This window comes from Acidobacteriota bacterium (genome assembly GCA_009861545.1).
GTDB lineage: Bacteria > Acidobacteriota > Vicinamibacteria > Vicinamibacterales > UBA8438 > WTFV01.
The window spans coordinates 1-12,844 of record VXME01000167.1; the positions used below are offsets into that span (position 1 = coordinate 1).

The window sequence follows — 12,844 nt, forward strand, 5'->3', positions numbered from 1 at the left end:
GCGCCAGGGGGGGCGTCGGCGCCGGGGGAGTCGTCTCGAGGAGCGGTGGGCGTTAGCCGGCGCCGGCAGCGGGTGCGGCGCCGCCGACCTCATCGGCGGGCCCGGCGCTGCCACCCGCGTCGACCGGTTCGGACCTGCCGCCGTCATCCGCGGGATCCGGAAGCCGCGCGCCGGTCACGCTCTCGATGACCCTTGCGCGCAGTTCGGCCGGCGCCGCGTGCGGTGACACGGCCAGGGCGAGTCCCCGCGCGACGGGCAGCAGCGACAGCACCTCGTCCACGGACTCGCGGTGCACCTCGAGATGGGCCTCGAACGCCGCCCGCTCGCTCGCGTTCAGTGCCCCGAGCGCATAGAGGCCGGCCAGATTGCGGGTCGGAGGCATGTCGGGCCGCGGCTCGCTCGTGCGCGGCCCCGCGGGGGCGCGGCCGGCAAGACGCTCGAGCCCGGTCCGGATGCGCGCATTGGCTGTCTCGGCGGCTTCCTCGAGCCCGACCGCGATCTGCGAGATGGTCAGGCCTTCGAAGTACGCGAGCTCGAGGGCGAGCCGTTCCAGGGGCGGCAGTCCGCGGAACGCCGCGCGCAACCGTGGAGCCTCCTCCGACAGGCGGTCGTCGGTGCGCGGGCCCTGGGCCGGATCGGGCACTTGCAGTGTCGCGACGTCGCCCGGCCGGGCGACGGCCGCCTCCCCGTTCGAGGGAGGCGCGTCGCCCCCGGCGGCCTTGGCGGCCGACGGCGACGCCTGACCGGTCGCGCTGATCGCCCGCACGTGATCGATGGCGCGGATGCGCGCCGCCGCGAGCACCCGGTGGGGGCCCGGGGCCTGCCTGCCCGGATGATGTGCGGCCTGCGACCAGGCGGCGGTGAAGACCCCGAGTACGATCGCTTCCGCGTCGGCCGGCTCACCCGTGATCCGCATCGCCAGCGAGTAGATCGCGTCGGCATGGCGGTCGTAGAGAGCGGCGAGGGTAGGGGCGTCGCCGGCCTCGAGCCGCGACGCCGAATCGCCGTCGCGCGGCAACGGACGCATCTCCGAGTTTCGGTCCACTGGCGGATGCATCATTTCGAGTCGACGACGATTCTATCCGAAGCACGGCCGCATTCGACACGGACAGGGCCGGTGCGGGGACGCCGGCAGTCTGCCCCGTAGACGGCGTAGACTATGCTCAGGCGGGTTGGGCGGCAATCGGAGGCCGCCAGCGCGACCTGGTGGCCGCGTTCGGCGCCGATTGTCGAACCGGGCCGGGAACGACCGGAAGCAGGAGGAGTTCGATGCAAGCTGTGGACCGGGCGATGAGACGACGAGAGTTTCTGGCGAGCGGATCGGGGGCCCTCGTGGCCGCGGCCTTCACCCGCACCGCCGCGTTCGCCTTCCCGCCGGCGGGCCAGGAGTTGAGCGACCGCGTGCGCGGGGTTCGGGCGATGACCTTCGACGTTTTCGGCACGGTGGTCGACTGGCGCACCAGCATCACCGGCGAGGGTGAGGCGGTGGGACGCGCGAAGGGCATCGAGGCGGACTGGGCCGCGTTCGCCGACGACTGGCGGGCGGGCTACGGCCCGGCGATGGGACGGGTGCGCCGCGGCGAGCTGGGCTGGACCAAGATCGACGATCTGCATCGGATGATCCTCGACGAGCTCGTGCCGAAGTACGGCCTCGAGAGCCTCACCGAGGACGAGCTGGACCACCTGAACCGCGCCTGGCACCGCCTCACGCCGTGGCCCGACACCGTCGAGGGGCTCACGCGGTTGCGCGAGCGGTACGTGCTGGCGTCGCTGTCGAACGGGAACGTGGCGCTGCTCGTCAACATGGCGAAGAACGCCGGGATCCCGTGGGACGCGGTGCTGTCGGCCGAGCTCGCGCGCCACTACAAGCCCGACCCGGAGGCCTACCTGACGGCTGCCGACCTGCTGGGTCTCGACCCGCAGCAGGTGATGATGGTCGCGGCGCACAAGGGCGACCTGCGGGCGTCGGCCCGGATCGGGTTCCGTACGGGCTACGTGCCGCGCCCGACGGAGTTCGGGCCGAACGTGGAGCGGGATCTGACGCCCGACCCCGATTTCGACCTGGTGGCCACCGACTTCAACGACATGGCGGCCCAGCTCGGGCTCTGAGAGCCTCGCGTGCAGGCGGACCGTCGCCGAGTCGCGGTTCGGGGCGGTCCGTCAGTAACGCGTCGTGCGCTCGACCCAGGCGCGCACGTCGTCGAGCACGTTGGCGAGCGCCGCGCGCCGTCGGCGTAGCGCGCCGCGGGCGCGCAGCGGCATCCGGCGCAGCGTGAGGAAGGCGCGGGTGGTGCGCCAGACGGCCGATTCCCGCTCGACGGCCAGCGTGCCGAGGACGGCCAGGGCTACGAGTCCGAAGCCGGTGGCTACGCCCGTCGCGGTCCCGGCCCGGGCGCCGGCCAGCGAGGCGATCGTCGCGATCCAGGCTCCGTGGAGCAGGCCCCCGCCGATGATCTGCCACACCGCCCGGCTCTGCAGGTTGGGCGCCCATCTGCCGATGCGGTCGGTGAGCCAGTACGGCGCCGCGAACACGACGATGCTCGCGAGCGCCAGCGGACCGAGGACCAGCGCCAGGAGCCCTTCCCGCAGCGCGAAGCGGATCACATCGGCGGCCGGAATCCGCTGATCGAGATCGCGCTCGCGGAGTCCGAACCGGGCCAGGCCGGCCAGGTGCTCCTCGACCAACCGCGTCAGCTCGGCCAGGCGCGCCGGATCCTGCTCGCGCAGCCTGGCCATCCCCTCGGCGATGAGGCGGCGGCGGCCGAGCCGCTCCCGCGCGTCGCGCGACGCGTCGCGGGCGGCGGCGTAGAGGCGGTCGATGCGCTCGACGATCGGCAGGTCGTGCCGGGGCTCCGCCTCGACCATCAGGTGCTTCAGGCGCAACTCGATCCGGTCGGTGAGGCTCCGCACCGCGGCGGCCTCGTCGTGCGCGTAGCTCTCGGCCAGGTCCGCGTAGTCCACCGGGCGCCCGAAGACAACCGAAGTACGGGAACGGAACCGCGCCAGCGCGTCGAAGTTGAGCCCGACCGGCACGATGGTCACCGGGTGCCCCGCCGCGCCACTGTTGAGCACCATGCGCGCGGCCCCCGTCCGCAGCGGCTCGAGCCGGCCGTGCGCGTGGCTGGTGCCCTCCGGGAACAGGCAGATCGCCTCGCCTGCCGCCAGCGCCGCCGCGACTGCCGAGAACATCTCCACGTTGCGGGAGGTGTCCACGCCCGGATCCATCTTCCGGTAGACCGGAATCGCGCCCGAGCGGCGGATCAGCGGGCTCAGCGGATGCCACGCGAACAGCGTGGACTTGGCGAGGAAGCGGACGCGCCGTCCCGCCGTCGTCTGGATGACCGCCGGATCGATGAGGGTGTTGGGATGGTTGGCCACCAGCAACAGGGCGCCTCCCGGCAGGACGCCGCCGATGCGGTCGACGCGGTAATAGGCATGCACGGCCAGCCGGGCGAGTCCCCAGACCCAGGAGTGCGGCGGCGTCGTCCCGGCGGGTGCGGACGGTGTGGCCGGCATGTTCCTCTACGTTCGCCGGGTGGCCGCGAAACGGAGCCGGACGTAGTCGGCGGTCCAGCCGCCGTCGGCCGTGCGGAGCACCGGCTCGAGCCGTTCGCGCATCTCGCGCAGCACGGCCGGCCGGTCGCTGTCGGGGACGCCGGCCAGGAAGGGCTGGGCGAAGGTCTCCAGCCAGTCGGTCACGTCGGACGGCAGCGGCGTCGGCCGCGGAAACAGGCGGATGGAGTCGACCTCGAAGCCGTTGGCGTGCAGGCGCTCGCGATACGCCTCCACGGTCGGGAAGTACCACGGATTCAGGCGCTCCGCGTCGAGCCCGCGCTTCGCGAGGACGTCGCCGAAGGCGGCGCGGATCGACGCGACGCAACCGTGGCCGCCGAGCTCCGCCACGAGCCGGCCGCCCGGAGCGAGGGCCCGGTGGATGGCCGCCAGCGCCGCGTCGGGATCCCGGATCCAGTGCAGCACCGCGTTGCTGAACACCGCGTCGAACTCCCCATCGAAGTCCAGGGCGGCAACGTCGGCCACGCGCGCGTCGAGCCCGCGCTCCCGCGCCGCCCTCACCTGCTCCGGGCTGGCGTCGATGGCCACGACGCGGCAGCCGGCCTCGACCAGCTTCTCCGTCAGCGCGCCGTCGCCGCAGCCGACATCGAGCACGCGCTCGCCCGGCCGCGGGTCGAGCAACTCCACCACCGGCGCCCCGAGGTCGGAGACGAACCGCGCGTGCGTGGCGTACCGACCGGGCTCCCAGACCTGCATTGATGCTGCTCGCGACTACCGGGCATTCGGCGTGTTCGATCCGATCGCGATATAGCGGGTGGCGTCGATCCGGCCGGTGTAGATGGCCATGCCGACCACGGCGTCGATGCCTTCCCCGTCGAGCCGGTCGATCTCGTCCGGGGTGGTGATGCCCCCCGCCGCCGTCAGGCGGCGCGCCGTCGCGTCTCGCACGGCCAGGATGGCATCCATGTCGGTCCCCTGCATCAGCCCTTCCCGGTCCACGTGCGTGTAGAGGAACTCGCCGCACCACGGCTCGAGCGCGCGGACCGCCTCGACCGCGGTGAGCGGCGTGGCCTCCCGCCAGCCCTTGACGACGACCCGCCCGCCCTTGCTGTCCACGGCAGCGATGACCCGCTCGGGGCCGACCGCCGCGGCCAGCGACGCGGCGAAGTCGAGGTCGGGCCGGCCGTCGCGGAACAGCGACGAGCCGACGATGACCGCACTTGCGCCGTAGCCGAGCACCGCGCGGGCGCGCTCGACCGTGCGGATCCCCCCCCCGACGCGGCACGTGAGCCGCGGCGCGATCGACTGCACCAGCGTGTCGTTCGTGCCGGAGCCCATCGCGGCGTCCAGGTCGATGACTTGCACGCGCGGGAAGTCCTGGAACTTCCGCACCCAGCCGTCGACGTCGTCCGAGGCGATGGCCGGCCGCTCGCCCTGGACGAGCTGCACGACCTGTCCGCCCTTGAGATCTATCGATGGAATCAGCACGGTTGCCTCGCTCCCGGCGCAATTCTTCTCAAGCGGAGGGCTCGGCACCGCCGGTGCGCGCCCAGTGGCCCATTCGCACCGGGATGTCGCGCTCGTGGAGGTGCTGCTTCAGGTCGGCCACCGCGTGCTCGGCGTAGTGGAAGATGGACGCCGCGAGCGCCGCGTCCGCCTTCCCCGCCGTGAACACGTCGACGAAGTGATCGAAAGTGCCGGCGCCGCCCGACGCGATGACCGGGATGGAGACCGCCTCGGAGACCGCCGCGGTCAGCTCGCAGTCGAAGCCGCTCTTCGTGCCGTCGCGGTCTATCGAGGTCAGGAGGATCTCGCCGGCGCCCCGGTCGGCCGCCTCCCGCGCCCATTCCACCGCATCGCGTTCGGTCGCCTGCCGCCCGCTGCGCACGTAGATCCGGAACCCGCCGCCTTCCCGCTTGGCGTCGATGGCAACGATCACCGCCTGGCTGCCGTAGCGGCGGGCGAGAGCGGTCAGCAGCGCCGGCCTCGCGATGGCGGCGGTGTTCAGGCTGACCTTGTCGGCTCCCGCCTCGATGGCGGCGTCGGCGTGCGCCTCGTCGTTGATCCCGCCCCCGACGCACAGCGGCAGGAAGATCTCCTGCGCCACCGCGTGGATCGTCCGCGCCATCGCCTTGCGCTTCTCGATGGTGGCGGTGACGTCGAGGATCACCACCTCGTCGATGCCCTCGCGATTGTAGCGCCGGGACAGCGCGGCCGGATCGCCGGCCGAGCGCAGCCCTTCGAAGTTGATGCCCTTGACGACCTGCCCTTCGCGCACGTCCAGGCAGGCGATGATGCGCTTCGACAGCATCAGGCGGCCATCCGATCGAGGACGTTCTTGAACAGACGCAGCCCGACGTCGCCCGACTTCTCCGGGTGGAACTGCATGCCGACCAGCCGCTCGCGCTCGACGACGCTGGCGAACTCGATGCCGTAGGTGGTCGAGCCGATGCACTCGGGGCCCACGGGAGCGGCGTACGAGTGCGTGAAGTACACCTGGTCGCCCTCCTCCACGCCGTCGAGCACCCAGGAGTCGCGGGTCCGGTGCAGGCTGTTCCAGCCCACGTGCGGCACCTTGAAGAGGGCGCCGTCGGCGGGGCCGGCCGGGTCGGGATGCTCGATGAGCCGGCAGCGTCCCGGCAGCGCGCCGAAGCCGGGCACGCCGGGCGCTTCCTCGCTGCCTTCGAAGAGCCACTGCAGGCCGACGCAGATGCCCAGCAGCAGGCCGCCGCGCTCGAGCACGCCGGCGATGGCGCGCCGCCAGTCGGCGTCGAGGGCGGCCGTCACCTCGAAGTTGCCCACGCCGGGGACGATCACCGCGCTGGCCGCGGCCAGCGCGCCCGGTCCGGCCGGCGTCTCGAAACGCGCGCCGAGGTGGGTGAGCGCCTTGCGCACCGAGGTGAGGTTGCCGGCGTCGTAGTCGATCAACGCAATGCTCACAGCAGCTCCTTCGTGCTCGGCAGCATCTCGCCGAGCTGCCGGTCGCGCGAGCAGGCCACTCGCAGCGCCCGCGCGAACGCCTTGAAGAGCGCCTCTATCTGGTGATGGCTCGACCGGCCGTACAGCACCTTCACGTGCACGTTGGCGCGCGCCCCCTGGGCGAAGCCGTCGAAGAAGTCGTGGACCAGCTCGGCCTGCAGGTCGCCCACGCGCTCGACGGCCAGATTCAGGTCGGTCACGGCGTGCACGCGTCCGCTCAGATCGACGGCCGCCACCCCGAGCGTCTCGTCCATCGGCATGACGAAGTACCCCGCCCGGTTGATCCCCCGTTTCGATCCGAGCGCCTGCGTCACCGCCTGCCCGAGGGCGATGCCGACGTCCTCGACCGTGTGGTGCTGGTCGACGTCGAGGTCGCCGGTCGCCCGCAGCGTCAGGTCGAACGCCCCGTGCCGGGCGAGCAGCTCGAGCATGTGGTCGAAGAAGCGGATGCCCGTGCTGACCGTGTACCGCCCGCGGCCGTCCAGCGCGATCTGCAGCGCGATCTGCGTCTCGGTCGTCTCGCGGTTGATCGTCGCCTCCCGCGGGTCGGGCGCCGTGTCGTTCGTGCTCAACCGCCCTCCTCCCGGCCGCCGGTCTCGGGTCTGGATCGTCTGCCGCGGGGCGGCGGCAGCACCCGCCGCGCCACCGACGCGGCGTGGGCGTGGAGCCCCTCCGCGTTGGCCAGTGAGATCACGCTCGGCGCCAGGCCGCGCAGGCCCTGCCGGGTCAGCCGCTGCACGCTGTTCACGCGCACGAAGTCGGCCGCGCTCAGGCCCCCGCGGACTTGCGCCGCGCCGTCGGTCGGCAGCACGTGGTTCGACCCGGTGGCGTAGTCGCCGGCCGCCTGGGCGCCGAAGGGCCCGACGAAGACCGTGCCGGCCCGGACCACGCGGCGGGCCACGGCCAGCGTGTCGGTCACCGCGTGCTCGGGGGCGATGGCGTTCGCCAGATCGACCGCCTCGTCCAGGGTGGTCGTCACCACCGCGACGCCGTGGGCCGCTATCGACGGCGCCGCCCCCGGATGCTCTTCGATCTGCGCGGCTACGGCGGCGGCCACCGCCCGCGCCAGCGACCGTTCCGGCGTCAGCAGGATCGCCCGGGCGTCCGGATCGTGCTCGGCCTGCGCCACCAGGTCCGCGGCGATCCACTCCGGGTTGCCGTCGCTCGAGACGACGACGATCTCGGTCGGTCCGGCGTAGAAATCGATGGGGCAGTCGCGCGCCACCTGCGCCTTGGCGGCGGCGACGTAGGCGTTGCCCGGGCCGACGATCCGGTCGACGCGCGGAATGGTCGCCGTGCCGTAGGCGAACGCGGCGATGGCGTGCGCCCCGCCGATGCGGAACAGGCGCGAGACCTTCGCTTCGACCGCCGCCGCGAGCACGGCCGGCGCGGGGTTCGGGCAGGTCGCGATCACCTCCGGCACGCCGGCCGCCCGCGCCGGGAGCGCGGTCATCAGCAGCGACGACGGCAGCGGGTGGCGTCCGCCCGGCACGTAGCAGCCGACGCGGTCGAGCGGCGTCACGCGCTGCTCGACCACCACGCCGGGCGCCACCGTCTCCCGCCAGCCCCGGGGGACCTGCTTTGCCGACACGCGCCGGATGTGCCGCGCCGCGGTCCTGATCGCCGCGCGCACCGCGGGCGGCGTCTCCTGCGCGCCCCGCCGGATCTCGTCCGCCTCGATCTCGACGGCGCCCCGCAGGCGGTCGAACGCGCGGGCGTACTTCAGCACGGCCCGGTCGCCGCGCCGCCGCACGTCGTCGACGATCTCCGCCACCCGGCCGGCGACGTCGGGGTCGGGCGTCCGCCCGCGCTCCACCAGCGCCCGCACCGCCCGCGCCTGCGACGACGCGATGATCCTCATAGGACGATCTTGTTCAGGGGATACTCGACGATCCCGTGTCCGCCGGCCGACCGCAGGCGCGGCATGAGCTCGCGGACGTCGCGCTCCTCGAGCACGGTGGATACGGCGACCCAGCCGTCGTCCGCCAACGGCGACACGGTCGGGCGCTGCAGGGCGGGCAGCAGCGCGAGGATGCCGTTCAGGTCCGTGCGCTGCACGTTCAACATCAGTCCGACCCGTCCCTGCGCCTCCATCGCCGCCCGCAGCAGCAGCGCGATGTTCTCGATCTTCGTCCGCTTGGCGTCGTCGTCGAGGGCCCGCCGGTTGGCGATGAGCTGCGGATTCGATTCGAGCACCGTGTCGATGATGCGCAGGTGGTTGGCGCGGAGCGTCGAGCCGGTCTCGGTCGCCTCGACGATCGCGTCGGCCAGGTCGGGCGGCTTCACCTCGGTGGCGCCCCACGAGAACTCGACGTGGACGTTGACGCCCAGCCGCGCGAAGTAGGCCTCGGTCACGCGCACCAGCTCGGTCGAGATCCGCGCGCCCTCCAGATCCCGCGGCGACCGGTACTTCGACTCTTCCGGCACGGCCAGCACCCAGCGCACCTTGCGGAAGCTCTGCTTGGAATAGACCAGGTCGGTGACGCTGACCACTTCCTCGCCGGTGGCCGTCTGGTGCTCGGCGATCCAGTCGATGCCGGTCAGTCCCGCGTCGACCGCCTCGTCGGCGACGTAGCGCGCCATCTCCTGCGCCCGGATCAGCGTGCACTCGATCTCCGGATCGTCGATCGTCGGGTAGTAGGAGCGGGAGCTGACGTAGATGTTGAAACCCGCGCGCGCGAAGAGCTGCACCGTGGACTCCTGCAGGGAGCCCTTCGGGATGCCCAGACGGAGCGTCATCGCGCCTGTTCCACGAGCTGCCGGTCCGCCTCCGGCGCCATCTCGTCGAGCGTCGTGAAGAAGCAGGTGCGCTCGCCGGTGTGGCAGACGTTCCCGTCGCCCAGCCGTTCCACGCGCACGAGCACGGTGTCGACGTCGCAGTCGATCAGCAGGCGCCGCACCTTCAGCAGGTTGCCCGACGTCTCGCCCTTCATCCACATCGTGTTGCGGGTTCGGCTGAAGAAGGTCGCGAACCCCGACGCACGGGTGCGCGCGAGCGCTTCCTCGTTCATGAACCCGACCATCAGCACCTCGTTGCTGTCGTCGTCCTGCACCACCGCCGGGATCAACCCGTTGAGCTTCGAAAAATCGATCTGCATTCCCGTCGCACTCCCCACGCGGCTCGTCCGAGCCGCGCTTTTCCGCCGCACTGCCCGGCATCCGCCTTTTCGCGCACAAAAAAAGCCTCGCCGCTTGCTCGGCGAGGCCTCGTGGTGCGTGAGCGTCTCCGTTCCGACTACGTCACGCGCAATCCCACAGGCCCGCCCCGGCGGGTATGGTGATGATGGTGCGCATGATGGACGCCCAGTCGCATGGCGAACAAACGATACCCCAGCCGCGCGAATCCCGTCAACCGGCGGGCCGGTGCGCCGGGCGTTCCGCCTCGCGCACCGGCTGCGATCGCGCCGCAGCCCCCCGTTGCGACAGATTTCGCGGGAAGTTAACGTCGCCGGTGCAAGTGTGAGACGATTGGAGCCTACGCTGAGCGCATCCGGAGGTGCGCGAGCGGAGACGGTGGCCGCGTTCACCGTGCGCGGCGTTCTGGATCGTCCATGACAGGGGACAGGCGATGACCAATCATGTCCGTTTCGATTCGTTGTTCCAGCGTCGGTTGGATCGCCGCGATCTGCTGACCGGCGGTCTGGCCCTGCTTGGCCTCGGCGCCGCCCACCGCGCCTCGGGCCGCTCTCTCTTCCAGCCGTCGGTCTTTCCGCTCGGCGTGGCGTCCGGCGACCCGTCGCCCGACGGCGTCGTGCTGTGGACGCGCCTGGCCCTCGAGCCCCTCCAGGGCGGCGGGATGCCGCCGGAGGATGTGGAAGTGGTCTGGGAGGTGGCACGGGACGAGCGGATGGCCGATGTCGTCCAGCGCGGCACGACCCTGGCCAGCGCCGCGCTCGGGCACAGCGTCCACGTCGAGGTGGACGGGCTGGAGCCGGGACGCTGGTACTGGTACCGGTTCCGCACCGGCGTCGACGAGAGCACCGTCGGCCGCACCCGCACGCTCCCGGCCCCGGGCGCGCCGGCCGACAGGCTCCGGTTCGCGTTCGCCTCGTGCCAGCACTACGAGCAGGGGTACTACACCGCGTACCGCCACATGGTCGAGGACGATCTCGATCTCGTCTTCCACCTCGGCGACTACATCTACGAGTACGAGGGGCGCGAAGGGCGCGTGCGAATGCACACGGGCGACGAGATCGAGCTGCTCGACGACTATCGCAACCGGTACGCCCTCTACCGCAGCGATCCCGACCTGCAGGCGGCGCACGCGGCGTTCCCGTGGGTGGTGACGTGGGACGACCACGAGGTGGACAACAACTACGCGAACGACATCTCGGAGGAAGAGGGGCTGCCGGCCGAGCTGTTGCTCCGGCGGCGCGCCGCGGCCTACCAGGCCTACTACGAGCACATGCCGCTCCGGCGGGCGTCGCTGCCGACCGGTCCCGACCTGCAGCTCTACCGGGCCTTCAACTGGGGCGACCTCGCCTCGTTCCACGTGCTCGACACGCGCCAGTACCGCACCGACCAGCCCTGCGGCGACCGGCGCGGCGTCGCCTGCGACGGCATCTACGATCCGGCGGCGACGCTGCTCGGCGAGACGCAGGAGCGCTGGCTCATGGACGGGCTCGACCGCTCGACGGTCCGCTGGAACGTCATTCCCCAGCAGATCATGATGGCGCGCGTCGACTACACGCCGGGCGACGGCGAGTCGTACTCCATGGACGTCTGGGCCGGCTACGAGGTGGCGCGCCGCCGGCTGATGGAGTTCCTGGGGACGCGGCAGCCTTCCAATCCGGTCGTCCTGACCGGCGACATCCACAGCAACTGGGTCACCGATCTGAAGGTGGACTACGGCGATCCCGCGGCTCCGGTGGTCGGCACCGAGTTCGTCGGCACGTCGATCAGCTCCAGCGGCGACGGCGCCGATACGCTCGACACCACCGCCGCGCTGCTCGCCGAGAACCCGTGGATCCGGTTCTACAACGGACAGCGCGGCTACGTGCGCTGCGATCTCACGCCTGAGCGGTGCCGGGCGGATTACCAGGTTCTGGAGTACGTGACGCGGACCGGCAGCCCGATCTCCACGCGCGCGTCGTTCCTGGTAGAGGACGGGCGGCCGGGCGCGCAGCGGCTCTGAGTCGGTTTTCGTTCCGCGTCGAGGACCGCGGGCTCTCCGAGCGCTGCCTGATGGGGTTCAACTCCGGGCCGCCGATGACGCCGAGCGTCTACAACGGAGGCCGTGCGGCAGGCGGAGGACGACGGGCAGTAGGCCGGCCGCGGGCACGGCTCTTGCACTTGGTTTGTACCATGTCATCCTCCGAAGCGGTTCCCGGTACCGATGCGCGTCCGCACTCGTCGCAGTCGGACGGTGAACTCCATTCGATTGCGTCCGGACCGGCACAGTTTGTGCTTCAGTCGATCGGCGGTATGCGCGAATCGATAGGCGGGCTGAAGCAGAGCGTCGAGACCCTGACGGCGCAGTCCAGGGACCAGGCGAAGAAGCTCGATACGTTGAGCCACAGGATGTACGCGGCTGGCGCGTTTCTCGCGGTCCTCACCGCCGTGCTGGCCTGGATGATGAACAATCTCGCCAGCGTGGTGCGCGCCCTCGAGGCGCTGGCCGGCACGCCTCGATGAGCTCCGCCGGCTCAGGGCTGGGCCTTCGCCCTTCGGAGAAACACAAGAGGCTGTCCGTACGAATTGTCCACGTCCTCGGTCAGCGAGTCGAGGTCATCGTGCTCAATGTCCTCGAGCGTACCCAGCTTGCTCGTCCAATTGCCCGATTCCAGCAGTCGAGCCACATGGCTGAACTTGCCGGCCTTGCCGTACACGGCAATCTTCTCGAAACCGGGTTCATGCTCCGGGTTGTCGCACAACTCGAATCCCAGTCTTCGAAACAAGCCCACGTATGCGTCGACTGACTCATCCCGTGGCAACCCGTCGGGCCAGTAGTATCCGGGAGCATGATCCCACCACCGGCTCGAATCGTTGGCCGCCCACGCGACACAATTGTAGCGCGGTGTTTCGTCGCTGGTTATGCGATGATTCTGCGCGTCGAGCTTGGGGAACCAGGCCCTCAGGTCGTTCGGCATCCCGGTCTATCGAAGAAGACCGCGATCTCGACCCCATTCGATCCAGGCGTCCCGCATCGCGTCGAATCTCCCGACATCCTCCGGCCTGACCGGATCCTCGTCGGAAATGGACCGCAGCGCCCAGAACCAGTGATCTGGCTGGGACGAAAGTCGATCGAGAATCAATGGAAGAGCCTTACGCCCAAGCCCTATGATTTTCTGATAGCTTGGATGCATTATCCGCCGCGCCAGTACCGATGTGTGCGCCGTCTGCGCTCGCCATT

14 protein-coding genes are annotated in these 12,844 nt (G+C 71.1%); 3 read left to right on the forward strand and 11 right to left on the reverse strand.

What is annotated here, in order from left to right:
- Window positions 1–52: 52 nt before the first annotated feature.
- Window positions 53–1,045: a hypothetical protein gene (locus F4X11_25980; GenBank protein MYN68426.1), complete on the reverse strand. Its 993-nt coding sequence runs from the start codon at window positions 1,043–1,045 to the stop codon at window positions 53–55.
- Between the two features lie 344 nt (window positions 1,046–1,389).
- Here F4X11_25980 and F4X11_25985 point away from each other — a divergent pair, with 344 nt between their 5' ends.
- Window positions 1,390–2,109, forward strand: a complete 720-nt coding sequence (locus F4X11_25985; protein MYN68427.1) for a haloacid dehalogenase type II — start codon at window positions 1,390–1,392, stop codon at window positions 2,107–2,109.
- A gap of 51 nt (window positions 2,110–2,160) precedes the next feature.
- Here F4X11_25985 and F4X11_25990 read toward each other — a convergent pair whose 3' ends face one another.
- From F4X11_25990 to hisI, 9 genes are read right to left on the reverse strand one after another with little or no spacing between them, the layout of a single operon-like run.
- Window positions 2,161–3,516 carry a hypothetical protein gene (locus F4X11_25990; GenBank protein MYN68428.1) on the reverse strand — a complete coding sequence of 452 codons (1,356 nt, stop codon included), beginning with the start codon at window positions 3,514–3,516 and terminating at the stop codon, window positions 2,161–2,163.
- 6 nt (window positions 3,517–3,522) lie between these two features.
- Complete coding sequence (locus F4X11_25995; protein ID MYN68429.1) at window positions 3,523–4,269, reverse strand: methyltransferase domain-containing protein; 747 nt, start codon at window positions 4,267–4,269, stop codon at window positions 3,523–3,525.
- Between the two features lie 15 nt (window positions 4,270–4,284).
- Window positions 4,285–5,001 (reverse strand): 1-(5-phosphoribosyl)-5-[(5-phosphoribosylamino)methylideneamino] imidazole-4-carboxamide isomerase, encoded by a 717-nt coding sequence (locus F4X11_26000; protein ID MYN68430.1) that lies wholly within the window; start codon window positions 4,999–5,001, stop codon window positions 4,285–4,287.
- Between the two features lie 28 nt (window positions 5,002–5,029).
- On the reverse strand, window positions 5,030–5,824 hold the full coding sequence (hisF, locus tag F4X11_26005) for an imidazole glycerol phosphate synthase subunit HisF (protein ID MYN68431.1): 795 nt from the start codon (window positions 5,822–5,824) through the stop codon (window positions 5,030–5,032).
- Complete coding sequence (gene hisH, locus F4X11_26010) at window positions 5,824–6,447, reverse strand: imidazole glycerol phosphate synthase subunit HisH (GenBank protein MYN68432.1); 624 nt, start codon at window positions 6,445–6,447, stop codon at window positions 5,824–5,826. Before hisH ends, hisF begins: the two co-directional genes overlap by 1 nt.
- 2 nt (window positions 6,448–6,449) lie before the next feature.
- Window positions 6,450–7,064, reverse strand: coding sequence for an imidazoleglycerol-phosphate dehydratase HisB (hisB, locus tag F4X11_26015; protein ID MYN68433.1), 615 nt, complete (start codon window positions 7,062–7,064; stop codon window positions 6,450–6,452).
- On the reverse strand, window positions 7,061–8,353 hold the full coding sequence (gene hisD, locus F4X11_26020; GenBank protein MYN68434.1) for a histidinol dehydrogenase: 1,293 nt from the start codon (window positions 8,351–8,353) through the stop codon (window positions 7,061–7,063). The genes hisB and hisD overlap by 4 nt, the downstream gene beginning before the upstream one ends.
- Window positions 8,350–9,231, reverse strand: coding sequence for an ATP phosphoribosyltransferase (locus F4X11_26025; protein ID MYN68435.1), 882 nt, complete (start codon window positions 9,229–9,231; stop codon window positions 8,350–8,352). The genes hisD and F4X11_26025 overlap by 4 nt, the downstream gene beginning before the upstream one ends.
- A complete protein-coding gene (gene hisI, locus F4X11_26030; protein MYN68436.1) occupies window positions 9,228–9,590 on the reverse strand; it encodes a phosphoribosyl-AMP cyclohydrolase in 363 nt (120 codons plus the stop codon). Before hisI ends, F4X11_26025 begins: the two co-directional genes overlap by 4 nt.
- A gap of 470 nt (window positions 9,591–10,060) precedes the next feature.
- Between hisI and F4X11_26035 the strand changes: the two genes are divergently transcribed.
- On the forward strand, window positions 10,061–11,626 hold the full coding sequence (locus tag F4X11_26035; GenBank protein ID MYN68437.1) for an alkaline phosphatase: 1,566 nt from the start codon (window positions 10,061–10,063) through the stop codon (window positions 11,624–11,626).
- A 290-nt stretch (window positions 11,627–11,916) separates the two neighbouring features.
- Window positions 11,917–12,126, forward strand: a complete 210-nt coding sequence (locus F4X11_26040) for a hypothetical protein (GenBank protein MYN68438.1) — start codon at window positions 11,917–11,919, stop codon at window positions 12,124–12,126.
- A gap of 11 nt (window positions 12,127–12,137) precedes the next feature.
- Here F4X11_26040 and F4X11_26045 read toward each other — a convergent pair whose 3' ends face one another.
- Entirely contained in the window at window positions 12,138–12,581 is a 444-nt protein-coding gene (locus F4X11_26045; GenBank protein ID MYN68439.1) for a hypothetical protein, read from the reverse strand.
- Between the last annotated feature and the right edge of the window lie 263 nt (window positions 12,582–12,844).

Excerpts from the sequence above, each read along its gene's own strand:
- F4X11_25990 (MYN68428.1), bottom strand. The coding sequence starts at position 3,516 with ATGCCGGCCACACCGTCCGCACCCGCCGGGACGACGCCGCCGCACTCC.
- F4X11_25995 (MYN68429.1), bottom strand. The coding sequence starts at position 4,269 with ATGCAGGTCTGGGAGCCCGGTCGGTACGCCACGCACGCGCGGTTCGTC.
- hisF (MYN68431.1), bottom strand. The coding sequence starts at position 5,824 with ATGCTGTCGAAGCGCATCATCGCCTGCCTGGACGTGCGCGAAGGGCAG.
- hisD (MYN68434.1), bottom strand. The coding sequence starts at position 8,353 with ATGAGGATCATCGCGTCGTCGCAGGCGCGGGCGGTGCGGGCGCTGGTG.
- F4X11_26025 (MYN68435.1), bottom strand. The coding sequence starts at position 9,231 with ATGACGCTCCGTCTGGGCATCCCGAAGGGCTCCCTGCAGGAGTCCACG.
- hisI (MYN68436.1), bottom strand. The coding sequence starts at position 9,590 with ATGCAGATCGATTTTTCGAAGCTCAACGGGTTGATCCCGGCGGTGGTG.
- F4X11_26035 (MYN68437.1), top strand. The coding sequence starts at position 10,061 with ATGACCAATCATGTCCGTTTCGATTCGTTGTTCCAGCGTCGGTTGGAT.
- F4X11_26040 (MYN68438.1), top strand. The coding sequence starts at position 11,917 with ATGCGCGAATCGATAGGCGGGCTGAAGCAGAGCGTCGAGACCCTGACG.
- F4X11_26045 (MYN68439.1), bottom strand. The coding sequence starts at position 12,581 with ATGCCGAACGACCTGAGGGCCTGGTTCCCCAAGCTCGACGCGCAGAAT.